This is a genomic window from Bradyrhizobium sp. R2.2-H (genome assembly GCF_004346455.1).
GTDB classification, from domain to species: Bacteria; Pseudomonadota; Alphaproteobacteria; order Rhizobiales; family Xanthobacteraceae; genus Bradyrhizobium; species Bradyrhizobium diversitatis.
Genome location: NZ_SMBR01000012.1, coordinates 167,769 through 191,165 on the forward strand (window position 1 = coordinate 167,769; position 23,397 = coordinate 191,165).

25 protein-coding genes are annotated in these 23,397 nt (G+C 64.3%); 18 read left to right on the forward strand and 7 right to left on the reverse strand.

The window, feature by feature from the left end; all coding sequences use genetic code 11:
• Positions 1 to 145: 145 nt before the first annotated feature.
• From urtA to EDE08_RS28345, 15 genes are all read left to right on the forward strand, one after another.
• The gene (urtA, locus tag EDE08_RS28270; RefSeq protein WP_028177273.1) at positions 146 to 1,474 is read left to right on the forward strand and encodes an urea ABC transporter substrate-binding protein; all 1,329 of its coding nucleotides are present in this window, start codon (positions 146 to 148) and stop codon (positions 1,472 to 1,474) included.
• An 83-nt stretch (positions 1,475 to 1,557) separates the two neighbouring features.
• On the forward strand, positions 1,558 to 3,165 hold the full coding sequence (urtB, locus tag EDE08_RS28275; RefSeq protein ID WP_131871960.1) for an urea ABC transporter permease subunit UrtB: 1,608 nt from the start codon (positions 1,558 to 1,560) through the stop codon (positions 3,163 to 3,165).
• Complete coding sequence (gene urtC, locus EDE08_RS28280) at positions 3,162 to 4,331, forward strand: urea ABC transporter permease subunit UrtC (protein ID WP_131871959.1); 1,170 nt, start codon at positions 3,162 to 3,164, stop codon at positions 4,329 to 4,331. Before urtB ends, urtC begins: the two co-directional genes overlap by 4 nt.
• Before the next feature lie 5 nt (positions 4,332 to 4,336).
• Complete coding sequence (gene urtD / locus EDE08_RS28285; RefSeq protein ID WP_028177270.1) at positions 4,337 to 5,098, forward strand: urea ABC transporter ATP-binding protein UrtD; 762 nt, start codon at positions 4,337 to 4,339, stop codon at positions 5,096 to 5,098.
• 2 nt (positions 5,099 to 5,100) lie between these two features.
• Positions 5,101 to 5,796 carry an urea ABC transporter ATP-binding subunit UrtE gene (gene urtE / locus EDE08_RS28290; RefSeq protein ID WP_028177269.1) on the forward strand — a complete coding sequence of 232 codons (696 nt, stop codon included), beginning with the start codon at positions 5,101 to 5,103 and terminating at the stop codon, positions 5,794 to 5,796.
• A 51-nt stretch (positions 5,797 to 5,847) separates the two neighbouring features.
• On the forward strand, positions 5,848 to 6,678 hold the full coding sequence (locus EDE08_RS28295; protein WP_131871958.1) for an urease accessory protein UreD: 831 nt from the start codon (positions 5,848 to 5,850) through the stop codon (positions 6,676 to 6,678).
• A gap of 38 nt (positions 6,679 to 6,716) precedes the next feature.
• Positions 6,717 to 7,019: an urease subunit gamma gene (locus EDE08_RS28300; RefSeq protein WP_007605424.1), complete on the forward strand. Its 303-nt coding sequence runs from the start codon at positions 6,717 to 6,719 to the stop codon at positions 7,017 to 7,019.
• 130 nt (positions 7,020 to 7,149) lie between these two features.
• On the forward strand, positions 7,150 to 7,455 hold the full coding sequence (locus EDE08_RS28305) for an urease subunit beta (protein WP_131871957.1): 306 nt from the start codon (positions 7,150 to 7,152) through the stop codon (positions 7,453 to 7,455).
• A gap of 195 nt (positions 7,456 to 7,650) precedes the next feature.
• On the forward strand, positions 7,651 to 8,190 hold the full coding sequence (locus tag EDE08_RS28315; RefSeq protein ID WP_131871956.1) for an HD domain-containing protein: 540 nt from the start codon (positions 7,651 to 7,653) through the stop codon (positions 8,188 to 8,190).
• A gap of 34 nt (positions 8,191 to 8,224) precedes the next feature.
• Complete coding sequence (ureC, locus tag EDE08_RS28320) at positions 8,225 to 9,940, forward strand: urease subunit alpha (RefSeq protein WP_131871955.1); 1,716 nt, start codon at positions 8,225 to 8,227, stop codon at positions 9,938 to 9,940.
• Positions 9,941 to 10,062: 122 nt separating this feature from the next.
• The gene (locus tag EDE08_RS28325; protein ID WP_027573733.1) at positions 10,063 to 10,362 is read left to right on the forward strand and encodes a putative quinol monooxygenase; all 300 of its coding nucleotides are present in this window, start codon (positions 10,063 to 10,065) and stop codon (positions 10,360 to 10,362) included.
• Between the two features lie 12 nt (positions 10,363 to 10,374).
• A complete protein-coding gene (gene ureE, locus EDE08_RS28330) occupies positions 10,375 to 10,992 on the forward strand; it encodes an urease accessory protein UreE (protein WP_131871954.1) in 618 nt (205 codons plus the stop codon).
• Positions 10,973 to 11,701, forward strand: a complete 729-nt coding sequence (locus EDE08_RS28335) for an urease accessory protein UreF (RefSeq protein ID WP_131871953.1) — start codon at positions 10,973 to 10,975, stop codon at positions 11,699 to 11,701. Before ureE ends, EDE08_RS28335 begins: the two co-directional genes overlap by 20 nt.
• A 38-nt stretch (positions 11,702 to 11,739) precedes the next feature.
• Positions 11,740 to 12,363 (forward strand): urease accessory protein UreG, encoded by a 624-nt coding sequence (ureG, locus tag EDE08_RS28340; RefSeq protein ID WP_131871952.1) that lies wholly within the window; start codon positions 11,740 to 11,742, stop codon positions 12,361 to 12,363.
• Positions 12,364 to 12,662: 299 nt separating this feature from the next.
• Positions 12,663 to 14,324, forward strand: coding sequence for a CHASE domain-containing protein (locus EDE08_RS28345; protein WP_131871951.1), 1,662 nt, complete (start codon positions 12,663 to 12,665; stop codon positions 14,322 to 14,324).
• Here the strand turns inward: EDE08_RS28345 and EDE08_RS28350 are convergent.
• From EDE08_RS28350 to EDE08_RS28370, 5 genes are all read right to left on the reverse strand, one after another.
• Complete coding sequence (locus tag EDE08_RS28350; protein WP_165936243.1) at positions 14,321 to 14,929, reverse strand: TetR/AcrR family transcriptional regulator; 609 nt, start codon at positions 14,927 to 14,929, stop codon at positions 14,321 to 14,323. The two genes, EDE08_RS28345 and EDE08_RS28350, sit on opposite strands and share 4 nt — an antisense overlap.
• 82 nt (positions 14,930 to 15,011) lie before the next feature.
• Positions 15,012 to 16,154 carry an OpgC domain-containing protein gene (locus EDE08_RS28355; protein ID WP_131871949.1) on the reverse strand — a complete coding sequence of 381 codons (1,143 nt, stop codon included), beginning with the start codon at positions 16,152 to 16,154 and terminating at the stop codon, positions 15,012 to 15,014.
• A 187-nt stretch (positions 16,155 to 16,341) separates the two neighbouring features.
• Positions 16,342 to 16,797 (reverse strand): hypothetical protein, encoded by a 456-nt coding sequence (locus tag EDE08_RS28360; RefSeq protein WP_165936235.1) that lies wholly within the window; start codon positions 16,795 to 16,797, stop codon positions 16,342 to 16,344.
• 93 nt (positions 16,798 to 16,890) lie between these two features.
• Positions 16,891 to 17,262, reverse strand: coding sequence for an ElaB/YgaM/YqjD family protein (locus EDE08_RS28365; protein ID WP_131871948.1), 372 nt, complete (start codon positions 17,260 to 17,262; stop codon positions 16,891 to 16,893).
• A gap of 77 nt (positions 17,263 to 17,339) precedes the next feature.
• Positions 17,340 to 18,452 (reverse strand): AI-2E family transporter, encoded by a 1,113-nt coding sequence (locus EDE08_RS28370; protein ID WP_165936236.1) that lies wholly within the window; start codon positions 18,450 to 18,452, stop codon positions 17,340 to 17,342.
• A gap of 207 nt (positions 18,453 to 18,659) precedes the next feature.
• Between EDE08_RS28370 and EDE08_RS28375 the strand changes: the two genes are divergently transcribed.
• The 3 genes from EDE08_RS28375 to EDE08_RS28385 all read left to right on the forward strand — a co-directional run bounded on the left by EDE08_RS28375 (position 18,660) and on the right by EDE08_RS28385 (position 20,483).
• Complete coding sequence (locus EDE08_RS28375; protein ID WP_131871947.1) at positions 18,660 to 19,445, forward strand: L,D-transpeptidase; 786 nt, start codon at positions 18,660 to 18,662, stop codon at positions 19,443 to 19,445.
• A gap of 16 nt (positions 19,446 to 19,461) precedes the next feature.
• Positions 19,462 to 20,109: a DUF2865 domain-containing protein gene (locus EDE08_RS28380; RefSeq protein WP_131871946.1), complete on the forward strand. Its 648-nt coding sequence runs from the start codon at positions 19,462 to 19,464 to the stop codon at positions 20,107 to 20,109.
• Positions 20,110 to 20,327: 218 nt separating this feature from the next.
• Positions 20,328 to 20,483, forward strand: a complete 156-nt coding sequence (locus EDE08_RS28385) for a Thivi_2564 family membrane protein (RefSeq protein WP_061880958.1) — start codon at positions 20,328 to 20,330, stop codon at positions 20,481 to 20,483.
• A 134-nt stretch (positions 20,484 to 20,617) separates the two neighbouring features.
• Here EDE08_RS28385 and EDE08_RS28390 read toward each other — a convergent pair whose 3' ends face one another.
• Both EDE08_RS28390 and EDE08_RS28395 read right to left on the reverse strand, forming a co-directional pair.
• A complete protein-coding gene (locus EDE08_RS28390) occupies positions 20,618 to 20,818 on the reverse strand; it encodes a CsbD family protein (protein ID WP_061880957.1) in 201 nt (66 codons plus the stop codon).
• 129 nt (positions 20,819 to 20,947) lie between these two features.
• Positions 20,948 to 23,113 carry a malate synthase G gene (locus EDE08_RS28395; protein ID WP_131871945.1) on the reverse strand — a complete coding sequence of 722 codons (2,166 nt, stop codon included), beginning with the start codon at positions 23,111 to 23,113 and terminating at the stop codon, positions 20,948 to 20,950.
• Positions 23,114 to 23,397: the final 284 nt, after the last annotated feature.

A 23,397-nucleotide genomic window follows, 5' to 3' on the forward strand; every position in this document is an offset into this window, starting at 1 on the left:
TCGATTTCGGCCGATTCTATAAGCAACATCAAAGCGTTGATGGGTGCTCAGCCCATGGCATGGTTCTTGCGATTCCGTTAATCGCAGGCGGCCGTGGGGCCGTTTCGCAGCATTTTCACGTCTGCGTCAGGGAGATGAGACACTCATGTTTAGCAAATCCACTCACGATATAGCGGCTTCATTTAGCCGCCGCGGCGTGCTCGCCGCGACCGCCGGATTGGTGCTCGGTCTGGCTTCATTGACTGGCGCGAAGGCCGCGGACGACACCATCAAGGTCGGCGTGCTCCACTCCCTGTCCGGCACCATGGCGATCAGCGAAACCACGCTGAAGGATACCATCCTCTTCCTGATCGATGAGCAGAACAAGAAGGGCGGCGTGCTCGGCAAGAAGCTGGAAGCCGTCGTCGTCGACCCCGCTTCGAACTGGCCGCTGTTCGCCGAAAAGGCGCGCGAGCTGATCACCAAGGACAAGGTCTCGGTCGTGTTCGGCTGCTGGACCTCGGTGTCGCGCAAGTCGGTGCTGCCGGTCTTCAAGGAGCTGAACAACATTCTGTTCTACCCCGTGCAGTACGAGGGTGAGGAGAGCGAGCGCAACGTGTTCTACACGGGTGCGGCGCCGAACCAGCAGGCGATCCCGGCCGTCGACTATCTGATGAAGGAAGAGAAGGTGAAGCGCTGGGTGCTCGCGGGCACCGACTACGTCTATCCGCGCACGACCAACAAGATCCTGGAAGCCTATCTGAAGTCGAAGGGTGTCGCCCAGGAAGACATCATGATCAACTACACGCCGTTCGGTCACTCCGACTGGCAGACGATCGTGGCCGACATCAAGAAGTTCGGCTCGGCCGGAAAGAAAACTGCGGTGGTCTCGACCATCAATGGCGACGCCAACGTTCCCTTCTACAAGGAGCTCGGCAACCAGGGCATCAAGGCAAAGGACATCCCGGTCGTTGCGTTCTCCGTGGGTGAGGAAGAGCTCGCCGGCATCGACACCAAGCCGCTGGTCGGTCATCTCGCCGCCTGGAACTACTTCGAATCGATCAAGACCAAGGACGGGTCGAACGAGAAGTTCATCAAGGACTGGCAAGCCTACACCAAGAACCCCAAGCGCGTGACCAACGACCCGATGGAAGCGCACGTGATCGGCTTCAACATGTGGGTGAAGGCGGTCGAGAAGGTCAAGTCGACCGATCCGGACAAGGTGATCGACGCGCTTCCCGGCATCGAGGCGCCGAACCTGACCGGCGGCGTGTCGAAGATGCTGCCGAACCACCACATCACCAAGCCGGTGTTCATCGGCGAGATCAAGGCGAACGGCCAGTTCGACGTAGTCTGGAAAACGCCGGGCCTCGTCGCGGGCGATGCCTGGTCGAAGGAGCTGGAAGGCTCCAAGGACCTGATCGGCGACTGGGTCGGCAAGAAGTGCGGCAACTTCAACACCAAGACCAACAAGTGTCTCGGTTCGGGCTCCTGATCCGGATCTGACGTCCATTGCAAGATCGGAGAGGGCGGCGATCCCGCCGCCTTCTCCACTCATTTCTGCCGGGGTCATTCACAGTGCCAGCCCATTTGTCCGCCCGTCTCTGTTCGCTTGCACTCTCGTTGTTTCTGATCGCGTTCGCGCTGCCGGCCTTCGCCGGGCCGTTCGAGGATGCGGTCGCCAAATTCGCGAATGATGATTTTTCCGACACGGAGGAGGCGATCGGCGTGGTCGCGGGCAGCGGCAACCCGTTGGCTTTCCCCATCATCAGCGCGCTCCAGGACGGCCGCCTCATGGCCGATCCTGACAGCAAGAAGGTTTACGTCACCGGCGCCGACGGCAAGTCGATCGACGCCGCGACGGGCGCGGCCGTCGCCAGCGTTCCCGACAGTGCGAGCGCGGTCCGCCTCAACAACCGCCTGCGCCGCAGCGTCGATGCCGCGCTCGGCGGCCTGACGCTTCAGTCGCCGGACGTCGGAACGCGGCTGCAGGCCGCGCAATCCGTCTTCAAGTCGCACGAGGAGACCGCGCTCGAGGCGGTCGATGCGGCGCTTGCCAAGGAAACCGACAGATCCGTCAAGACCGCGCTCAGCGAGGCCCGCGCCGCGATCCTGCTGTTCAAGTCCGACGCCACCGAGGTCGAGAAGCTCGAGGCCGTCGCCACCCTCAAGGCGCGCGGCGACCAGGACGCGCTGGCGCTGCTGACCGGCATGGGCGACCAGCCGGCGTCGGTAACCAAGGCCGCCGCGAGCGCGATCTCCTCGATCCAGAGCTCGCTGGCGGTCTGGTCCATGGTGCAGAACGCCTGGTACGGCCTCTCGCTCGGCTCTGTGCTGCTGCTCGCGGCGATCGGACTCGCCATCACCTTCGGCGTGATGGGCGTCATCAACATGGCGCATGGCGAGATGGTGATGATCGGGGCCTATACCACCTTCGTGGTGCAGGAGGTGATCCGCACCCGTTATCCCGGCCTGTTCGACTATTCACTGCTGATCGCGGTGCCGCTCGCCTTCCTCGTCGCCGGCGCGATCGGCGTCTTGATCGAGCGCAGCATCATCCGCTTCCTCTACGGCCGGCCGCTGGAGACGCTGCTTGCCACCTGGGGCCTGTCGCTGGTGCTGCAGCAGGCGGTGCGAACCATGTTCGGTCCGACCAACCGCGAGGTCGGCAACCCCTCCTGGATGAGCGGCGCGTTCGAGCTCGGCCAGATCACCATCACCTATAACCGGCTCTGGATCCTCGTCTTCACGCTTGCCGTGTTCATGATCCTGCTCGCGATGCTGCGCTACACGGCGCTCGGCCTCGAGATGCGCGCGGTGACGCAGAACCGCCGCATGGCGGCCTCGATGGGCATTGCCACCTCGCGCGTCGATGCACTGACCTTCGGCCTCGGTTCGGGCATCGCCGGCATCGCCGGCGTGGCGCTGTCGCAGATCGACAATGTCAGCCCCAATCTTGGCCAGAGCTACATCATCGACAGCTTCATGGTCGTGGTGTTCGGCGGCGTCGGCAATCTCTGGGGCACGCTGGTCGGCGCCTTCACGCTCGGCATCGCCAACAAGTTCCTGGAGCCGGTCGCCGGCGCCGTGCTCGGCAAGATCGCGATCCTGGTCCTCATCATCCTGTTCATTCAAAAGCGGCCGCGCGGCCTGTTCGCGCTCAAGGGCCGCGCGGTGGAAGCATGACCCCTCACATGCTGACGCGATCGCTGGACCGCAGCGCGACGATCTTCCTCGCCGTCGTCGCGGCCTGCGGCATCCTCATCCCGCTCTCCAACCTGCTACTGCCCGCGGGCTCGTTCCTGCAAGTGCCAACCTATCTCGTCGCGCTCTGGGGCAAATATGTCTGCTACGCCATTCTGGCGCTTTCGATTGACCTGATCTGGGGCTATTGCGGCATCCTCTCGCTCGGTCACGGCGCCTTCTTCGCGCTCGGTGGCTACGCCATGGGCATGTACCTGATGCGGCAGATCGGCACCCGCGGCGTCTACGGCAATCCGGTCCTGCCCGATTTCATGGTGTTCCTGAACTGGGAGAAGCTGCCGTGGTACTGGTACGGCTTCGACATGTTCTGGTTCGCCGCGCTGATGGTGCTGGTCGTGCCCGGCCTGCTCGCCTTCTGCTTCGGCTGGCTCGCGTTCCGCTCCCGCGTCACCGGCGTGTACCTGTCGATCATCACGCAGGCGATGACCTATGCGCTGCTGCTTGCCTTCTTCCGCAACGACTTCGGCTTCGGCGGCAATAACGGCCTCACCGATTTCAAGGACATTCTGGGCTTCAACGTGCAGGCGGAGGGCACCCGAGCCGCGCTGTTCGCGCTGAGCTGCCTGGCGCTGATCGTAGGTTTCCTGATCTGCCGCGCCATCGTCTCGTCCAAGCTCGGCAAGGTGCTGATCGCGGTGCGCGACGCGGAATCGCGGACGCGCTTCCTGGGCTACCGTGTCGAATCCTACAAGCTGTTCGTGTTCACGGTCTCGGCCTGCATGGCCGGCGTCGCCGGCGCGCTCTACGTGCCGCAGGTCGGCATCATCAATCCGAGCGAGTTCGCTCCGGGTAACTCGATCGAGGCGGTGATCTGGGTCGCGGTCGGCGGGCGCGGCACGCTGGTCGGTGCCGCGCTCGGCGCCGTCGTCGTCAACTATGCAAAAACGTTCTTCACCTCCGGCGTGCTGGCGCCGTACTGGCTGTTCATGCTGGGCGCGCTGTTCATCCTGGTGACGCTGCTGCTGCCGAAGGGCATCGTCGGCACCTTCAACGCCTGGTGGGACTCGTCGAAGGAAAAACGCACCGCCGCGGCCTCCGTGAGCGCGGCGGCCGAGGACGGTGTCACCGAACCCAAGATGGCGGAGTAGGTGCAATGAACGTCATGGATACCCGCGCGACTTCCGCGATGCTCTATCTGGACGGGGTGCACGTCTCGTTCGACGGCTTCCACGCCATCAACAATCTTTCGCTGACGCTCGAGCCCGGCGAGATGCGCGCCATCATCGGCCCGAACGGCGCCGGCAAGACCACGATGATGGACATCATCACCGGCAAGACCAAGCCCGACGAGGGCACCGTGCTGTTCGATGGCGTCACCGACCTGACGCGGCTCGACGAGACCCGCATCGCCGAGCTCGGCATCGGCCGGAAATTCCAGAAGCCGACCGTGTTCGAGAGCCAGACCGTGCAGGACAACCTGCTGCTCGCGCTCAATGTCGACCACAGCGTCAAGGCCACGCTGTTCTGGCGCGGCAGCAAGGCGGAAGCCGAGCGCATCGACAAGGTGCTGGAGACGATCCGCCTCACCGAGGCCCGCAACCGCCTTGCCGGCAGCCTCAGCCACGGCCAGAAGCAGTGGCTCGAGATCGGCATGCTGCTGGCGCAGGATCCCAAGCTGCTCCTCGTCGACGAGCCTGTCGCCGGTATGACCGACGTCGAGACGCATCTCACCGCCGAGTTGCTCAAGGAGATCAACAAGACCCACACGGTCATGGTGGTCGAACACGACATGACCTTCGTGCGCGAACTCGGCGTCAAGGTCACGTGCCTGCACGAAGGCACCGTGCTCGCGGAAGGAACCATCGACCAGGTCTCGTCCAACGAGCGGGTCATCGAAGTCTATCTGGGACGCTGAGCATGCTTGAGGTCAAGGACATCAACCTGTTCTACGGCGCGGCGCAGGCGCTACGCGGCGTCTCGATCTCGGCCGAGCCGGGCAAGGTGACTTGCGTGCTCGGGCGCAACGGCGTCGGCAAGACGTCTCTCTTGCGTGCCATGGTCGGGCAGTATCCGATCTCCTCGGGGGCGATCGTGTTCGATGGCAGCGACATCACGGGCCTGAAGCCGTACGAGCGGGCGCGCAAGGGCATCGGTTTCGTGCCGCAGGGCCGCGAGATCTTTCCGCTGCTGACGGTCGAGGAAAACCTCAAGACCGGCTTCGGGCCGCTCAAGCGCGAGGACAGGCATATTCCGGACGACGTCTTCTCGCTGTTTCCGGTGCTGCAATCCATGCTCGGCCGGCGCGGCGGCGACCTCTCCGGCGGTCAGCAGCAGCAGCTCGCCATCGGCCGCGCACTCGTGATGCGGCCGAAGCTGCTTCTGCTGGATGAGCCGACCGAGGGCATCCAGCCCTCGATCATCAAGGACATCGGTCGCGCCATCTCCTACCTGCGCAACCTCGGCAACATCGCCATCGTGCTGGTCGAACAATATCTCGACTTTGCCTGCGAACTCGGCGACAGTTTCGCGGTGATGGATCGCGGCGCGGTGAAGTTCACCTGTGATCGCGCCAACCTGGATCCCGGCGAGATCAGCCGCCAGATGGCGCTGTAAGCTAGGAGCCAGTAAGCCAATAAATCCTGCCGCGGCCGGCTGGGGAGACGGATGCGCAGCGACGCTCTAGCGACAAATTCGGTGTTTGAGGCCAACCGCGCCCGTGGCGCTGTCAGGTTCGACGTGCATGCTCGTGACGGTGTGACGCGGCGCGGGACTTTGCATGAATCCGGTTCGCTCCGCGTGCGCTTTCCCTCGCCCGAAGACGAGGGCCTCTCCGGCGTGTTCGTCAATACCGCCGGCGGCGTTGCCGGCGGTGATCGCTTCGACATCGAGATATCGGCGGCGGATCGCTCGCGGTTGACACTGACGACGGCGGCGGCTGAAAAGGTCTATCGCGCGCCGGGCTCGGCGGCACAGCTCAACATCGCCCTTAAGGCCGGCGCGGGTGCGCGTCTTGCCTGGCTGCCTCAGGAGACGATCCTGTTCGATTGCGCTCGGGTTCAGCGCCGCTTCGACATTGCGCTCGACGAGAGCGCCTCGCTCCTGCTTTGCGAGATCGTCGTGTTCGGCCGTATCGCCATGGGCGAGCGGATGGAGCAGGGCGAATTCATCGACCGTTGGCGGCTGCGACGCGGCGGCAGGCTGGTGTTCGCCGAGACGGTCAGGCTCGGCGGCGATATCGGCGCAAAGCTCGCGCGATCAGCGGTCGCCAGGGGCGGCGCGGCGATCGGCACGGCCCTGATCGTGCCCGGCGATGAGGCGCTGGTCGAGCGCATCCGCGCGGCATCGGAGTCGTTCTCCGGCGAGGTCGGGATATCCGCCTGGAATGGCTTTGCAATCGCGCGGTTCTGTGCCCAAGATGCGGCGCGCTTGCGCGCCGACATGATGACGGTGCTGGCGCGCACTGGTGCGGCCCTGCCGCGGCTCTGGCTGAACTAGACTGGTTGAATTGACGTGTTGAACGGAAGAGATGTCGCATGAACCTGTCTCCCCGCGAAAAGGACAAGCTTCTGATCTCGATGGCGGCGATCGTGGCGCGCCGCAGGCTGGACCGCGGCGTCAAGCTCAACCATCCCGAGGCGATCGCGATCATCTCCGATTTCATCCTCGAAGGCGCGCGCGACGGTCGTACCGTTGCCGAGCTGATGCAATCCGGCGCGCAGGTCCTAACCCGCGACCAGGTGATGCCGGGGATTCCCGAGATGATCCACGATATCCAGGTCGAGGCGACCTTTCCTGACGGCACCAAGCTCGTCACCGTGCACGAGCCGATCCGTTGAAGCGCGAAACTGTATCAACATCGTCATGCCCGGGCTTGTCCCGGGCATCCACGACCATCAACCAAGCGGCCCCACGTGGATGGCCGGGACAAGCCCGGCCATGACGCAGCGGAGCAAGACGAGGTAGCACATGATCCCCGGCGAACTCTTCATCCAGGACGGCGAGATCGAGCTGAATGCCGGGCGCAAGACCGTGACGCTGACGGTTGCCAACACCGGCGACCGCCCGATCCAGGTCGGCTCGCACTACCATTTCTTCGAGACCAACCCCGCGCTGAAGTTCGACCGCAAGAAGGCCCGCGGCATGCGCCTCGACATCGCCGCCGGCACCGCCGTCCGCTTCGAGCCCGGCCAGACTCGCGACATCCAGCTCGTCGCCATGGCGGGCAAAAAGACGATTTATGGCTTCCGCGGCGACGTCATGGGCAAGCTGTGACACCCGGAGGAACGCGCGCGGCGCGGCACGGTTGAGGCGAGCAGTGATCGACAGTGAGGTGAGCACGCCGGTCAGGCTCCCTCCCCCCTTGCGGGGGAGGGTTGGGGAGAGGGGTGAGCCACGAACTCCGACGGGAGTAGTCTTGCGAGGCTGCGTCGACCGCGGATGTTGTCGTCGAGGAGTGCTGTGACAGCCATGCTGCCTGCCATCCGCCTCGTCTCGGAAGCTGCCGAGCTCGCCGCGCTCCGCCATAACGGCATGGCGCGCAAGGGGCGCGGCAATGAGCCCTATATCAATCACCTCGCCGAGGTCGCGAACCTGCTTGCGACCGCGACTGACGGCGCCGATGCCGAACTGGTCGCGGCCGGCTGGCTGCATGACACCATCGAGGACACCGACACCACACGCGAGGAGCTCGCGCAAAGGTTTTCCGCGCGTGTCGCTTCCCTCGTCGCCGAATGCACCGATGACATGAGCTTGCCGAAGGCCGAACGGCGGCGGCTTCAGGTGCTGGACGCGCCGAAGAAATCCGCCGGGGCCAAGCTGATCAAGATCGCCGACAAAATCAGCAATACGGGCGCGCGCATTCAAACCGATCCGAGTGCCGAGGAGCGCGAGGATCTCGCCGACTATATCGCGTGGGCCACGCAGGTCGTTGCGGGCTGCCGCGGCGGAAATGCGTGGCTGGACGAGAAGTTCGATGATGCCGTGAAAGCAGCGAGGGCGCTGCTGTGATCCATCAGACATTCAAACGCAAACGGGGCTTGTGATGTCCGTCAAAATGAAGCGTTCCGTCTATGCCGACATGTTCGGCCCGACCACCGGCGACAGGGTGCGGCTGGCCGACACCGACCTCATCATCGAGGTCGAGAAGGATTTCACCACCTACGGCGAGGAGGTGAAGTTCGGCGGCGGCAAGGTCATCCGCGACGGCATGGGGCAGTCGCAAGTCACCAACAGGCAGGGTGCGGCCGACACGGTCATCACCAATGCGCTGATCGTCGATCACTGGGGCATCGTCAAGGCCGACGTCGCGATCAAGGAGGGCATGATCGCAGGCATCGGCAAGGCCGGTAATCCCGACATCCAGCCGGGCGTTACCATCATCATCGGCCCCGGGACCGATGTGATCGCGGGCGAAGGCAAGATCCTCACCGCCGGCGGCTTCGACAGCCACATCCATTTCATCTGTCCGCAGCAGATCGAGCACGCGCTGATGTCTGGCGTCACCTCGATGCTCGGCGGCGGCACCGGCCCGTCGCACGGTACCTTCGCCACCACCTGCACGCCGGGGCCGTGGCACATGGGGCGGATGATCCAGTCGTTCGACGCCTTCCCAGTCAATCTCGGCATCTCAGGCAAGGGCAACGCGTCGCGTCCCGCCGCGCTGGTCGAGATGATCAAGGCCGGCGCCTGTGCGCTGAAGCTGCACGAGGACTGGGGCACCACGCCGGCGGCGATCGACAATTGCCTGTCGGTTGCCGACGATCACGACATCCAGGTGATGATCCACACCGACACGCTGAATGAATCCGGCTTCGTCGAGGACACGATCAAGGCGTTCAAGGGCCGCACCATCCACGCCTTCCACACCGAAGGCGCCGGCGGCGGCCATGCCCCTGACATCATCAAGATCGCCGGCCTGAAAAACGTGCTGCCCTCCTCGACCAACCCGACGCGGCCCTTCACCCGCAACACCATCGACGAGCATCTGGACATGCTGATGGTGTGCCACCACCTCGATCCCTCGATCGCGGAAGATCTGGCGTTCGCCGAAAGCCGCATCCGCAAGGAGACGATTGCGGCCGAAGACATCCTGCACGACCTCGGCGCGCTCTCGATGATGTCCTCGGACTCGCAGGCCATGGGCCGCCTCGGCGAGGTCATCATCCGCACCTGGCAGACAGCCGACAAGATGAAGAAGCAACGCGGCTCGCTGCCGCAGGACAAGGGCAAGGACAACGACAATTTCCGCGTCAAGCGCTACATCGCCAAGTACACGATCAATCCCGCGATCGCGCACGGCGTGTCGAAGTTGATCGGCTCGGTCGAGAAGGGCAAGCTCGCCGATCTCGTGCTGTGGTCGCCGGCGTTCTTCGGCGTCAAGCCGGATTGCATCGTCAAGGGAGGCACGATCGTCGCCGCGCCCATGGGCGATCCCAACGCCTCGATCCCGACGCCGCAGCCGGTGCACTACCAGCCGATGTTCGGCGCCTTCGGCAAGGCGCGCACCGCGTCGTCCGTGGTATTCACCTCGAAGGCGGCGGTCACCGGCGGCCTCGCGCGAAAGCTCGGCATCGAGAAGAAGCTCTATGCGGTCCAGAATACCCGCGGCAAGATCTCGAAGAAGAGCATGATCCACAACGACGCCACGCCCAATATCGAGGTCGATCCGGAGACCTATGAAGTGCGCGCCGACGGCGAGTTGCTCACTTGTGCCCCTGCCGAGGTGTTGCCGATGGCGCAGCGATATTTCATGTACTGAAATAGCGCGTTTGCATGCCGCTGGAGCATGTTCGGGTGGTTTTTCGGTTTTGCGTTCGATCCCGCCTGGTCTAATGTCCCGCCCGGTATCTGAAGCCAGAAGAAAAGCCGGGAGGATTTCTCGTGATCTACGTCGTTGCCACCTTGACCATCAAGCCCGAAACGCGCGCCGAATTCATTGCAGCCGCCACCGCCTGCATCAAGGAGACCCGGAAGGAGCCCGGCAATATCGCCTATGATCTGCACGAGAGCGTCACCGATCCCAGCAAAATGGTGTTCGTCGAGCAGTGGGAGAATGCCGAGGCGCTGGTGCCGCATCGGGGCATGGAGCACATGAAGACGTTCGGCCGCGTCGCGGTGAAGTGCTTCACGGCGCCGCCGAAGATCGAAGTGATCACGCCCGAGAAGGTCGAAACGCGGTAGCGGGGTAAACGGATGATCCGGGCGACGCAGGTCAGGGGACAGCACTGCTTCACGGAAGCGCCAGCCGATACGGTCGTGCTCGATTTCGACGATCGGCACCGTCGGCGCATGGCGATGACGGGCACGCGGGGGCTCGAATTCCTGCTCGACCTGGAGCATGCCGTCGCTTTGCGCGGCGGCGACGCGCTGGTGCTGGAGGACGGCCGGCTGATCGAAGTCGTCGCGGCGCCCGAGCCGCTGCTGGAGATCCGCGGCCGCGATCCGCACCACCTCATCCGGGTCGGCTGGCATCTCGGCAATCGCCATCTGCCGACGCAGATCATGGCCAAGGCCCTGCGCATCCGCCGCGACCATGTCATCGAGGCCATGGTGAAGGGCCTCGGCGCGCGCGTGATCGAGATCGAGGCGCCGTTCGATCCCGAAGGCGGGGCCTATGCCGATGCCGGCCACGCGCATGGGCACGATGACCATGCGCATCACGATCACAGCCATCATCACCATGATTACGGCCACCACGGTCATGATCATGCCGCGCATGATCATGGCCACGGTCACCACCATCACCACGATGAGCACTGCGACCACCCCGACCATCACCACGGCCACAAGCATGCTCATGACCACAAATGAGCCGGTCGGCGCCGGCGCCCTTGCCGAAGGCGAGGCGGCGGCGCTGTACCGGCTGATGACCTGGCTGTCGCCGGCGTTCCCGGTCGGCGGCTTCTCTTATTCCAGCGGTCTCGAATGGGCCGTCGAGGCGGGCGACATCACCGACACCGCCTCGCTTGCGGATTGGCTCGACGCGATGCTCGGCGACGGCTCCGGCTTTTGTGACGCGACGTTTCTGGTCCACGCCTATCGCGCGGCGGAAGCGGGCGAGACCGCCGCTTTGAACGAGATCGCCGAGCTCGCCGCCGCCTTCGTGCCGTCGCGCGAGCGGCAGCTGGAGACGGCCTCACAGGGCCGCGCCTTCATCGACATCGCCCGCGCCGCGTGGAATGCCGACGGACTGGATGCCGTGATTGCGGCATGCAGCACGCCACCGGTCTATCCGGTCGCCGTCGGTGTCGTCGCAGCTCAGCACGCCGTGCCGCTGGCGCCGACGTTGCACGCCTTTCTGCATGCGCTGGTCTCGAACTGGATCTCGGCGGCCAGCCGGCTCATTCCGCTCGGCCAGACCGATAGCCAGCGCGTGCTGGTCAGGCTGGAAGCCGCCGTCGCCGCGACCGCCAATCGTGCGCTGAACGCGGCATTGGACGATCTCGGCAGCGCGACGTTCCGGGCCGATCTCGCCAGCTTGCGGCACGAGACGCAGTACACGCGGCTGTTTCGCTCGTGACCGGCGCGGCTTCAACCAATCGAGAGAGAGCGAATCACATGTCGAAATCTCACGGCCCCTTGCGCGTCGGTGTCGGCGGCCCGGTCGGGTCGGGCAAGACTGCGCTGATGGACCTGCTCTGCAAGACCATGCGCGAGCGCTATGACATTGCGGCGATCACCAACGACATCTACACCAAATGGGATGCGGAGTTCCTCGTGCGTTCGGGATCGCTGACGCCGGATCGCATCGCCGGCGTAGAGACCGGAGGTTGCCCGCACACCGCGATCCGCGAGGACGCCTCGATGAACCTCGCCGCGGTCGCGGACATGCGCGCCAAGTTTCCCGGACTTGATCTCGTGCTGATCGAGTCCGGCGGTGACAATCTCGCTGCTACTTTTTCCCCAGAGCTGGCCGATCTCACCATTTACGTCATCGACGTTGCCGCCGGCGACAAGATCCCATCCAAGGGCGGCCCCGGCATCACCCGGTCGGACCTCCTGATCATCAACAAGATCGACCTCGCGCCCCATGTGGGCGCCTCCCTGGAGAAGATGGAGACGGACGCCAGGCGCATGCGCGGCGAGCGTCCTTTCGTCATGACCAACCTGAAGAAAAGCGAGGGGCTCGACCGGATCGTCGGCTTCATCGAAGCCAAAGGCGGCCTGAAACGGCCGGGCTGACGGGACGCGACCACTTGGCGCAGGCATTTCCTCGCCGTTAACGTTTGGGCGGCGCCGTAACCGCGGAACAAATTTCGGACACGGCGATTAACTACCTCCGGCGCCCGGGGCAGATCCATCCCTGCCAGCCCATCGGCCGGGCGGATTAAGCTTTTCAGGCGACCCAAGTTGCGTACTGATGCCTCCTCCTCCATTATCTCCGCCACTGGGGTCTACCCTGTCTCGGCAGATGGCCGTTCGAGCGGCGTTCATATGCTCCGTGTTTATTGCCGACCTCCTGCTTTCGCCTGAGTAATCGCGTGGTCAGGCTCGGTTTCATCATCGGCTTCATCGCTTTGCTCGGGGCCTTGCTCTCCGGGCTTGCAGCCTATCGCGTCCATGACCAGGAGCTGGCGCTGGATCGGATCGCGCTCGCGCGCGCGATCGACGTTCATGCGAGCCTGGTTCAGGACCGCCTCACCGAGCGGGAGCTGCTCGCGCGTGTCGCCTCAGGCCTGTTCCGCACGCCATCCGTGATCAAGCCGAACATGCTGGAGCCGCTGCGCTCGGCAATCTACGCCTTCAAGACCGATTTCGTGGTGGCCGGCTGGATCGCCCGGCTGAAGCCGGACGAGCTCGCGGCGGCGCAGGCCGCCATCGCCGGCGCCGGCTTCCCAAATCCGCAGATTCGGTCCTACGACGACAAGCCGATCAATCCGGCCGAAATCACCCAGCCGATCGACGTGCTGATGGACCTCGAGCCACGCAGCAACGAGACCAAAACGCTGCCCGGCCGCAGCTACGATCAGGATCCGGTTCGCAGTGCCATGCTGACGCGTGCGCGCGCCGAGAAGAGGTCGGTTGCCTCGGACCCGGTGCCGTTGATCAGCGGGAACGGCGCGATCGGTATCATTGTGGCCGCGCCCGTCATTCCCGAGGGCGCAACGGAGCCGGCCGGCTTCGTCACATTCTCCTACGAGCTCGCCACGCTGATGCTCACCAACGATGATATGTCGTTGTTCGCGGTCGCGCTGAGGGATCCGCGCAAGGAAGGCGGCGAGCTGATCGCCAACGATCAGGGCGTGGTCTCGACGCGCAGGGTTGCAGCGGACGGGCCGGCGCCGTCGGCGACGCGCACCGTGAGCTTCGGTGGGCGTGACTGGCAGCTCAGCTATTACGCGAAAACCAACTCGGTCCGTCGTGCCGAGCAGACCGCCATCATCGTGGCGGCGATCGGCTTTGCGATCACGGCAATGGTGTGCGGCCTGTTCGGCTATGTCGCCTACAACAATCTGCGACTCAGCCGGGAGATCCAGGTTAGGATCGGGTTCGAGCGCCGGCTGACTGCGGTCATCGACGAGCTCAACCACCGCGTCAAGAACATCTTGGCGGTGATCCAGTCGATCGTGACGCGCACCTTGCGCCACGGCTCGGACATCGACAGCGCGCGCGAGCTGCTGATCGGGCGCATCCACGCCATGTCCAACGTGGTCTCGCTGCTCAGCGAGAGCCAGTGGCAGGGCGTCAAGCTGAAGGGCCTGTTCGAGGCGCGCGCCATCCCGCATGCCGACCGCATCGCTGTCACCGGTCCTGATATCGCGGTCAGCGCACGCGCGGCGCAGAGCCTGTCGCTACTGTTCTTCGAGCTGGCCTCGCATTCCGACGAGGGCCTGTCGCTGGTTGGAAAGCACCCGCACATCACCGCCAACTGGACGGTGACGGGAGAGGAGGGCAACGAGGTCTTCCATTTCCGCTGGGAGGAGTTCAACACCAGCGAGGCGACGCGCCGGCCGGATTCCGATTTCGGCCTGATCTTGCTCGACCGCGTCGCGCCCGAGGCGCTAGGGGGCACCGCCAAGCGCTTCTTCACCGACGTCTCCTACGTCTATGAATTGACCGCCCCGATGGAGACGGTGGTCGACATGACCGAGCGCGACCGCACGGACAAGATCTCGGCGCCGGTCAGGCCCGTGCGCAGCTAACCCTTCGGCCGCAACACGAGATCGACGAGGCTGCGCGCGTAAGCCGGCGTGACCGGCGTGATGCCGAAGACGTAGCGATAGAACAGGCTACCATAGATCGCATCGTAGAGATCCTCGGGAAGCCCCTCAGCCAGAATGCTGCCATCCTGCTGGCCCGCGGCGATCATCGCGACGAGCGCGTCGCGGCGGAATTGCAGGTAGCGCGCGTAGAACAGCTCCGCCGAGCCGGTCTTCGAGATGCATTCGGAGATGACGGCGAGCTGGACCTTGCCGAACTCGCCCTGGAGCGCTTCGGCATAGGCCGCGGCATGGCGGCGCGCGCGCGCCGCGGGGCTGCCGGAACTCGCCGGCGGCAGCGGCAGCATCTGCGCGGCGTGGTGGAGAAAGGCGTCGATCAAAAGCGCCTCGCGGGACGGCCACCATTTGTAGATCGTCATCTTGGAGACGCTGGAATGGCGCGCGACCGCGTCGATGGTGGTGGCGGCAAGGCCGGTGGAGGCCATCAGCGCATAGGCGCTCTCGAGAATGGCGTTGCTGGTCTCGATTGACCTCGGCCGGCCGCGCCGGGGCGCGCTGTCAGCCTCGTCACCCCCGCCTTTCCCCATCGCCACGCCCGGTCTCCTCACGCAGACTTTCGGCATAGCGCAGCCATGGCCTTCGGCCTAGCAGAATCGCACGATTTTACGACTAGGCCTGCTGCCTCAGGGCGGCAGGCATGTCCTGCCGCTTCGACCAGGCGACGTAGTAGGCGACGGCGGTCATCGCGGCGAAGCCGATGATGCTCACTACGATCTGCATCGCCACCAGATTGGGGCCGGTGATCAGGATGAGATGGCCGGCAAAGGACAGGAACACGCCGACGCAGAACACGGCGAGCCATTCCTCGCCGCATCGTATGACCGCCTGAAGCGGCTTCAATCGCAGGCCGGGGTGATCGGCTGGAACCAGATGGGTCGCGAGCAATGCGAGCGCGAGGAAGTGAACCACGCGATAAGGCGCGAGATTCTCCTTGTCGGTCGGCGCGATGCTCTCGAGAAGCAGGCCGGGCAGATAGGCGGACAGTTCCGGCGAATGGCGCAACAGGGTGACCGCCATCGCGAAAACGAGATAGCTCCCCGCGAGTAGCCGCAGCCAGGGAAGGTCGCGTAGCGCCCGCCCCGGTGCGCCGGTGACGGCGAACCATCCGCCCAGCACCATCAGCATCTGCCAGCAGAGCGGATTGAAGGTCCACTCCTGGTCCGGAGAGACCCGAAAATTCCACTCGAACCAGCGTGCGGCAAGATAAAGCGCGACCGATGCCGCAAGCGTCACGTTCGGCTGTCGCAACAGACCCCACAGCGCGAACGGAAAGAGGGCCATCAGAGGAATCATCAGCTGCAGAAGGTCGAGGTTCAGCGGCTCCTCCTGGAGCACGAGGCCGCCAATCAGGATCCGCAGCGGGTGCTCGAGAATCCCCGAGATGTTGTATTCGTGGATGATCTCCGGCGCCATCGATTGCGAGGCGACATAGGCGATGGCGTCGATATAGATCACGAACAGCACGACATAGGCGGCGTATAGCCGCCAGACGCGGCGAAAGATTCGCGTCGCCGCGACCAGGTAGCCGCGCTCAAGCGACATCCTGCCGTGTATGATGGCGACGCCATAGCCAACCACGAACACGAACAGGTCCGCCGCACCGCTGAAGCCGAAGTTGCGCAGTGTCAGCAAGTTGACGACGTTGTTCGGAATGTGGTCGACGAAGATCGACCAGTTGGCGATGCCGAGCGTCAAATACAGCCGGGCGTCGTGATGGAATGCGGCGAGGTTCGCCTTGACGGACGCTTTCATTGAGTAAAATAGCTTTGGGAATCAGGATGATGCTTTTAGCGGCAACCTCCTGCCTGTCCGAGTAGCGTTTGCGTGAGTGAGGCCGGTTTGCACCGGTTGGTGCAAAATTGCGCGGCGTGGTCTCTATCAAATGCCGATAGATGCGATCGCAGGACTTACGACGAAATTTTCTGACCGGCTCCAGCCGCTACTCGGCAGGTTCAGCCGACACCTCGTCGGGCACACCGGCGCGGCTCGCCAGGATGCCGAGGGCGACGCCACCGATCGCCAGGATCGGCAACAGCCGCTTCATCCCGATGGCGCGAACGATCTGGAGTCCGGTGGCGAGGAGCATCGGATCCGCAAGCATGCTCTGCGCTGCCGACTTCGCGGCGCGCTCGGCCGCGATCTGGGCACGCTTCTGCACCTCGCGCTTGTAGCCCCAATAGGAGCCTGCCGCCGCCAGGGTCAGCAGGAAGAAGATGCCCGCGCCGGCCAGGCAGGCCTGCACCGGACCATATGCCTCCAGGACCGAGATGAAGACGGCGGCACATAGGAAGCCTGTCGTCACCAACAGCGCAAAGGCCGCGCCGGCGGCAAGGGAGGTCAGCCGAATTGTCGTGCCGGTGGATGCGCTGATCCCGTCGATGATGCGCTGAAACATGGCCTTGCTCCTCAAATCCCCCACAAGCCGAAACGTCACAAGCCGACATCGGCGGCGCGGCAGCGCCGCCGTCTCAGCATCCGTTCCGCAATCTTACCGGCGCCAGGCGACGCCAATCAGGAAGCCGATGCCGAGCGCCAGTCCGACGGTCGCGAGCGGTCGCTGCGTGATCGCCTCTTCCAGCGTCTCCTCGATCGAGCCGTAGGCATCTTGCGCAGCTTCCATCATCGCGCTGCCGCGCTCGGACATGTCGTCCATTGCGGAATCCACGTTTTCGCGCGCCTGGCGATAGCCGCGGCGAGCCTGCTTGCCGGTGGAGTTGGCGAAAGTATTGAGCGCGTCGGTGATCTGGTCGGTGAGGGCGGCGATATCGCTTTTCACGGCTGCTACATCCTTCTCGAGACGTTCTCGGGTGGCTTTGTCGGTCCAGTCTTTCATCCCGGCTTCGGCATTGGGCGTGGACATCGGGAGCTCCAAACTGTTGACGGCTGGGATAGCCGGAGAACGTTTCGTCGTCGGGGAAGTTCCGTCAGGGAAACCAGTCAGGCCTGCGGCAGATGCGGCGCGTCCGTCGGCAGCAGATGCTCCTTGAGGATCAGGGCCATGATCAGAAGCGGTGATGACAGGAACGCGCCCATGGGGCCCCACATCCAGGTCCAGAAGGCCAGCGCCAGCAGGACCGCAAGTGCATTGAGCGCCAGTCGCCGGCCGATGATGGTCGGCGTGATGAAGTGCCCCTCCAGGAAGGTGAGCCCGCCGAAGGCGAGCGCGGCCATGAGGCCGCCGCCGATGGTGGGGAAGGCGACCAGCCCTACCACGACCAGCACCACGAACATCGCGACCGGCCCGATGATCGGGATGAAATTGAGCGTTGCCGCCAGCGCGCCGAGCCCGGCCGGATTGGGCATGCCGGTGAGCGCGCAGATAAGGCCGGTGCCGATGCCGACGCCCACATTGATCAGGGTGACGGTCAGGAGGTAGTTGCCGAGATGAACCTCGATCTCGTTGAGAATGCGAAGGGTACGCAGGCGCGCGTCGCGATCGCTGAATGTCATGATCATGGCTCGCCGCAGGTCGCGCCAGCTCGCGATGAACAGAATGAGGGTGACGAAGAACAGCAGGAATTCGGTAAAGGTCGGCGAGAGGAATTCCAGCGTGGGTTGTACCCATTCGACCTTGGGCATCTCAATGCTGGGGAAGCCCTCCGAGCCGCCGATCATGCCCTGCAGCTCTCGCCACAGCGCCAGCGGCCGGTTGAATACGTGCAGTTTATCCTTCAATTGAGCGCCGAGCTCCGGCAGGCGCGTGCTCCACTCCATCACGGGTGAGGCGATCAGGGCGACGACGAAGGCGACCACCGTCGTCCCCGCGATCACGATCAGGACAGCACCGAGCCCCCGCGGCACCTTGTACTGCTCCAGGAAGTTCGCCGCCGGCGACAGCATGGTGCCGGTGACGAAGGCCATCACCACGGGCAGGAAGAACGCCCTTCCGACATAGAGAACGGTGACGACCGCAATCAGCAGCAGGCCCGCGAGCGCGAAAGCGACGAACTCGGTGCGGCGGACCACCGGCGGCAGCTCGCCACGGCTCTCAGGGAGCGGTTCGCCTTCGTTGTTTCCGGACATCAGGCGTTCGCCGGGAAGGACGCGCACAACATATCTCCCGCATGGAAGGCTAGCGATCCGCGCGCCCATTCCATAACGTTGCGGAGGAAGCGCGAGTTCCATCGCAGCTTCGTGAAGACGTGCTCGCTTGACTGTGACCAAGCTGCCGCAGCCTGCGGTGGAACTCGAATCGGCACCGCTGCGTTGCTTGGACTAGCTGCGTCACCCTGATGCAGACATCCAACGGGGCAGCACATGACAAAGTTTTCTGTAGTTCGCCGCAGCTCCGCGCCGCGCGCTGTCGCCGCGTTCGCGCTCGCTACTGCCTTTCTCGCGGTAACCTGTGGTGGCGCGAGCGCGCAAAGCTTCGGCTATGCTCCAATGCAGCCGCAGGCCTATCCGCAGGACCAGGGTTACTCCCAAGGTTACTCCCAAGCCGACGTCAACGAGGCGCCGCAACCCGCCGACGAGGACGCCCGGTTGCCCGACCGCCTGCGCAAGCAGATCGTCAGCTTCGACAGGAGCGAGCCGGCCGGTACCATCGTCATCGACACCAACAACACCTATCTCTACTACGTGCTCGGCAACGGCCGCGCGATCCGCTACGGCGTCGGCGTCGGCCGCGAGGGCTTCACCTGGTCGGGCGTGCAGAGCGTGAGCCGCAAGGCGGAATGGCCGGACTGGCATCCGCCGACCGCGATGATCGCGCGCCAGCCCTATCTGCCGCGCTTCGTCGCCGGCGGCCCCGGCAATCCGCTCGGCGCGCGTGCGATGTATCTCGGCTCCAGCGAATACCGCATCCACGGCACCAACGATCCCTCCACCATCGGCAAGTTCGTGTCGTCCGGCTGCATCCGCATGACCAACGAGGACGTCATCGACCTGTTCAACCGGGTCAATGTCGGCGCCAAGGTCGTGGTGCTGCCGAAGAATGCGCCGTTGATGGCCAAAGGCGCAGATCCCGTGCGAAAGCGCCCGGCCGTGAGCACGCTGCCCACCGGCCGCCAGGCGTTGAACATCACGACGTCGGCCGTGAACTGAGAGTGAGCGAGGTCGTATGAGCAGGCGCCTGTTTGGCAAATTGGCTGGCGGTACGGCGATATTGATCGTTGTCTCCGCCGGTCTGGCGTCGGCACCATCGGCGCATGCGGAGGATTTCTTCTCGGCATTGTTCGGCGGCTTCCGGATGCGGCCGCCGCCGGAGATCCGGATGCCGTTCCCGAACGAAGACGTGCCGCGCTACGACGCGCCGCGGCGGTCCTCCTATGGCGCCGGCACGGCCTATTGCGTGCGCGGCTGCGACGGCCGCTACTTCCCGGCGCAAGGCACCGATGCCGCGAGCAAGGCGCAGTCCTGCAAGAGCTTCTGCCCGGCCTCGGAAACCTCGCTGGTCTACGGCAGCAATATCGACGACGCCACGACGGAGAACGGGAAGTCCTATTCCGACCTGCCGAACGCGTTCCGCTATCGTAACGAGATCGTCGCGGGGTGCACCTGCAACGGCAAGGACCCGGCCGGCCTCGCGTCGGTCAAGATCGAGGACGATCCCACCCTGCGCAAGGGCGACATCGTCGCCGGCGCGGGCGGCCTCGTGGTCGCCAGCCGCAACGCCAACGACCGCCGCGGCGTCGCGATGAATTTTTCGCCGCTGCCGGACTCGGTGCGCGCCAAATTCCGCCAGGTCCCCGTGGTGGCGAAGGAGTAAGGTTGCCGCAACGAAGCAGACTATCGCCCCATCGGCAGTGGTCTCCGGACAAGCTCGCCGCGAGCGCTCGCGGGTCCACATCTGGAAGAACGAAATCGTGGGTGGCTCGTCCGGTCGTTGGAATTTCGCGAGAGATTTCAGTGGGTTGCAGATGTGGAACCGACCAGAGTGCAGCGCGTTAAGAACCGTGGCACAATTTGCCTGAAGGGGGTCCTGCAATGCTGGTTGGCGTACTCGTTACCTTTCTCGTCGTCATTCTCGTGCTCTATCTCATCAACATGCTGCCGTTGGACGGCCGCGCCAAGCAGATCGCGCGCGTGGTTGTCATCATCATCGGCATCGTGTCGTTGCTGAAGTATCTGGCGGTATTCTAGCGAAGGTATCGTAGCCCGGATGAGCGAAGCGATATCCGGGACCTTGTTGCGTCTTCCCGGATATCGCTTCGCTCATCCGGGCTACACCTCAAAACAAAAGCCCCGGCGCAAGCCGGGGCTTCGTTTGTGCTGCTTTAGTGCAGCCCCTTGAGCCAGTCGTCGACGTCCTGACGAACCTGGTCCTTGGCCTTGCCGTAGCGTTCCTGGAGCCGGCCTTCGAGCTGCTCGCGCCGACCCTCGATCAATTGGAGGTCGTCATCGGTGAGCTTGGCCCATTTCTCCTTGGCCGAGCCCTTGAATTGCTTCCAGTTTCCTTCGATCCGATTCCAGTCCATGACCGTCTCCCGTTGGTTGATGGCCGTACAACGCAGTCCACGGTGCAGCCGTTCCGCGGCCCGCCGCGGCGTTTCGCCTACAAAAAAGCCCCGGCGTGAGCCGGGGCTTTTGAAGTTCTCTGGCGGAGCTCAGCCCGCCGCTTTCGCCTCGCGGCGGCGGGCGGTGAGGATGTATTCGGTGTAGCCGTTCGGCTGCTCGCGCCCCTTGAAGATGAGGTCGCAGGCCGCCTTGAAGGCTACGCCGCCGAAGGCGGGCGCCATCGGCTTGTAGATGGGATCGCCCGCGTTCTGCTTGTCGACGACGACGGCCATGCGCTTGAGCGATTCCATCACCTGCGTCTCTGTGATGACGCCCTGATGCAGCCAGTTGGCGAGATGCTGGCTGGAAATGCGCAAGGTGGCGCGGTCTTCCATCAGGCCGACATCGTGGATGTCTGGCACCTTGGAGCAGCCGACGCCCTGGTCGATCCAGCGCACGACATAGCCGAGGATGCCCTGGCAGTTGTTGTCGATCTCCTGCTTGACGTCATCCGGTGCCCAGTTCGACTTCGACACCGGGATGGTGAGGATGTCGGACAGTTTTGCGCGCGGTCCGCCTTTGGCGAGCTCCTCCTGGCGCGCGATCACGTTGACCTGATGGTAGTGCAGCGCGTGCAGCGTCGCCGCCGTCGGCGATGGCACCCAGGCGGTGGTGGCGCCGGCCTGCGGATGGCCGAGCTTCTGCGCCAGCATGTCCGCCATCTTGTCCGGCGCGGCCCACATGCCCTTGCCGATCTGGGCGTGGCCGGGAAGGCCGCAGGTCAGGCCCATGTCGACGTTCCAGTCCTCATAGGCCTTGATCCAGGCTTGCGCCTTCATCTCGTTCTTGCGGATCATCGGACCCGCTTCCATCGAGGTGTGGATCTCGTCGCCGGTGCGGTCGAGGAAGCCGGTATTGATGAACATGATGCGCTTGGAGGCGCGCTGGATGCAGGCCTTGAGGTTGACGGTGGTGCGCCGTTCCTCATCCATGATGCCGACCTTCAGCGTGTTTTCGGGCAGGCCGAGCATCTTCTCGACGCGGTCGAAGATCTCGCAGGTCAGCGACACCTCGTCGGGGCCGTGCATCTTCGGCTTGACGATATAGGCAGATCCGGTGCGGCTGTTCCTGACCTTGGAGTTGCCCTTGAGGTCGTGAATGGCGAGCAGGCCGGAGACGGCGGCGTCTAACAGGCCTTCCGGAATCTCCTCGCCCTTCTCGTCCAGCACCGCGTCGGTGAACATGTGGTGACCGCAATTGCGCATCAACAGCAGGCTGCGGCCGTGCAGCTTGACCTCGCCCTTGCCGTCCGGCGTCTTGTAGCTGCGGTCGGCGTTGAGCGAGCGCGTCAGCGTCTTGCCGCCTTTCTCGAAATCGGCCGAGAGCGTGCCGTTCATCAGGCCGAGCGTGTTGCGATAGACCAGCACCTTGTCCTCGGCGTCGACCGCGGCGACCGAGTCTTCCATGTCGAGAATGGTGGAGACCGCGGCCTCCATGATCATGTCGGCGACGCCGGCCGGATCGTCCTTGCCGATCGCGCTGCTGCGATCGATCTTGACCTCGACATGCAGGCCGTTGTTGACGAGCAGCACCGCGCTCGGCGCGGCTGCATCGCCCTGGAAACCCGCGAACTGCGCGGCGTTCTTCAGCGCGGTGGCATTGCCGCTCTTCAGCTTCACCGCGAGTTGGCCCGCGACGACGCTGTAGGCGGTGACGTCGGTGTGGCTGCCGGTCGCGAGCGGGACGGCGGCGTCGAGGAACGCCTTGGCCTTGGCGATCACCTTGTCGCCGCGCGCCTTGTTGTAGCCCTTGCCGCTCTCGGCAGCGTCGTGCGGAATCGCGTCGGTGCCGTAGAACGCGTCATAGAGCGAGCCCCAGCGCGCGTTCGCCGCGTTCAGCGCGTAGCGCGCGTTGGTGAGAGGCACGACCAGCTGCGGGCCGCAGATCTTGCCGATCTCCTCGTCGACATCAGCGGTTTCGACCTTCTGCGTCGCCGGCTCCGGGACGAGATAGCCGATCTCCTTCAGGAAAGCGGTGTAGGCATCGAGGTCGAACGCCTTGCCCTTGTTGGCGCGGTGCCAGTCGTCGATCTTGGCCTGCAGCGTGTCGCGGAATGCGAGCAGCTCGCGGTTCTTCGGGCCCAGTTCCTTGATGATGGCGGCAAGCCCGGCCCAGAACGCATCCGGCGCGATCCCCGTTTTCGGGGCCGCTTCCTTGGCGATGAAGTCAAACAGGACGGGGGCGATCTTCAATCCGTGGGCGTCGACGCGTTTCATGATGGGCTTTCTTGTTGGAAATGGCTGTTTTTGGCTGCTTTTGACCCGACAGCAGCAAAATGCGCCCACGCGGGGCGGCTTTCGAGGGTCTATTAGCCCCAAAATCGGGGCGGTGAGAAGACCCCCGGGGGCTTGTCAAAATGTCAAGAGAGAGGAAAGGCCCCACCACTGGTGTCATTCCCCGCGAAAGCGGGGAATCCAGTACGCCGCGGCTTCTCTGTATCCCAACGCTGTCTCTGGAATACTGGGTCGCCCGGCCAAGCCGGGCGACGACAGCGGGGACT

Bases quoted from the DNA above. Each gene is read 5' to 3' on its own strand.
- urtA (WP_028177273.1), top strand. From the start codon at position 146: ATGTTTAGCAAATCCACTCACGATATAGCGGCTTCATTTAGCCGCCGC.
- urtC (WP_131871959.1), top strand. From the start codon at position 3,162: ATGACCCCTCACATGCTGACGCGATCGCTGGACCGCAGCGCGACGATC.
- urtD (WP_028177270.1), top strand. From the start codon at position 4,337: ATGAACGTCATGGATACCCGCGCGACTTCCGCGATGCTCTATCTGGAC.
- urtE (WP_028177269.1), top strand. From the start codon at position 5,101: ATGCTTGAGGTCAAGGACATCAACCTGTTCTACGGCGCGGCGCAGGCG.
- EDE08_RS28295 (WP_131871958.1), top strand. From the start codon at position 5,848: ATGCGCAGCGACGCTCTAGCGACAAATTCGGTGTTTGAGGCCAACCGC.
- EDE08_RS28300 (WP_007605424.1), top strand. From the start codon at position 6,717: ATGAACCTGTCTCCCCGCGAAAAGGACAAGCTTCTGATCTCGATGGCG.
- EDE08_RS28305 (WP_131871957.1), top strand. From the start codon at position 7,150: ATGATCCCCGGCGAACTCTTCATCCAGGACGGCGAGATCGAGCTGAAT.
- EDE08_RS28315 (WP_131871956.1), top strand. From the start codon at position 7,651: ATGCTGCCTGCCATCCGCCTCGTCTCGGAAGCTGCCGAGCTCGCCGCG.
- ureC (WP_131871955.1), top strand. From the start codon at position 8,225: ATGTCCGTCAAAATGAAGCGTTCCGTCTATGCCGACATGTTCGGCCCG.
- ureE (WP_131871954.1), top strand. From the start codon at position 10,375: ATGATCCGGGCGACGCAGGTCAGGGGACAGCACTGCTTCACGGAAGCG.
- EDE08_RS28335 (WP_131871953.1), top strand. From the start codon at position 10,973: ATGCTCATGACCACAAATGAGCCGGTCGGCGCCGGCGCCCTTGCCGAA.
- ureG (WP_131871952.1), top strand. From the start codon at position 11,740: ATGTCGAAATCTCACGGCCCCTTGCGCGTCGGTGTCGGCGGCCCGGTC.
- EDE08_RS28350 (WP_165936243.1), bottom strand. From the start codon at position 14,929: ATGGGGAAAGGCGGGGGTGACGAGGCTGACAGCGCGCCCCGGCGCGGC.
- EDE08_RS28355 (WP_131871949.1), bottom strand. From the start codon at position 16,154: ATGAAAGCGTCCGTCAAGGCGAACCTCGCCGCATTCCATCACGACGCC.
- EDE08_RS28360 (WP_165936235.1), bottom strand. From the start codon at position 16,797: ATGTTTCAGCGCATCATCGACGGGATCAGCGCATCCACCGGCACGACA.
- EDE08_RS28365 (WP_131871948.1), bottom strand. From the start codon at position 17,262: ATGTCCACGCCCAATGCCGAAGCCGGGATGAAAGACTGGACCGACAAA.
- EDE08_RS28375 (WP_131871947.1), top strand. From the start codon at position 18,660: ATGACAAAGTTTTCTGTAGTTCGCCGCAGCTCCGCGCCGCGCGCTGTC.
- EDE08_RS28380 (WP_131871946.1), top strand. From the start codon at position 19,462: ATGAGCAGGCGCCTGTTTGGCAAATTGGCTGGCGGTACGGCGATATTG.
- EDE08_RS28385 (WP_061880958.1), top strand. From the start codon at position 20,328: ATGCTGGTTGGCGTACTCGTTACCTTTCTCGTCGTCATTCTCGTGCTC.
- EDE08_RS28390 (WP_061880957.1), bottom strand. From the start codon at position 20,818: ATGGACTGGAATCGGATCGAAGGAAACTGGAAGCAATTCAAGGGCTCG.
- EDE08_RS28395 (WP_131871945.1), bottom strand. From the start codon at position 23,113: ATGAAACGCGTCGACGCCCACGGATTGAAGATCGCCCCCGTCCTGTTT.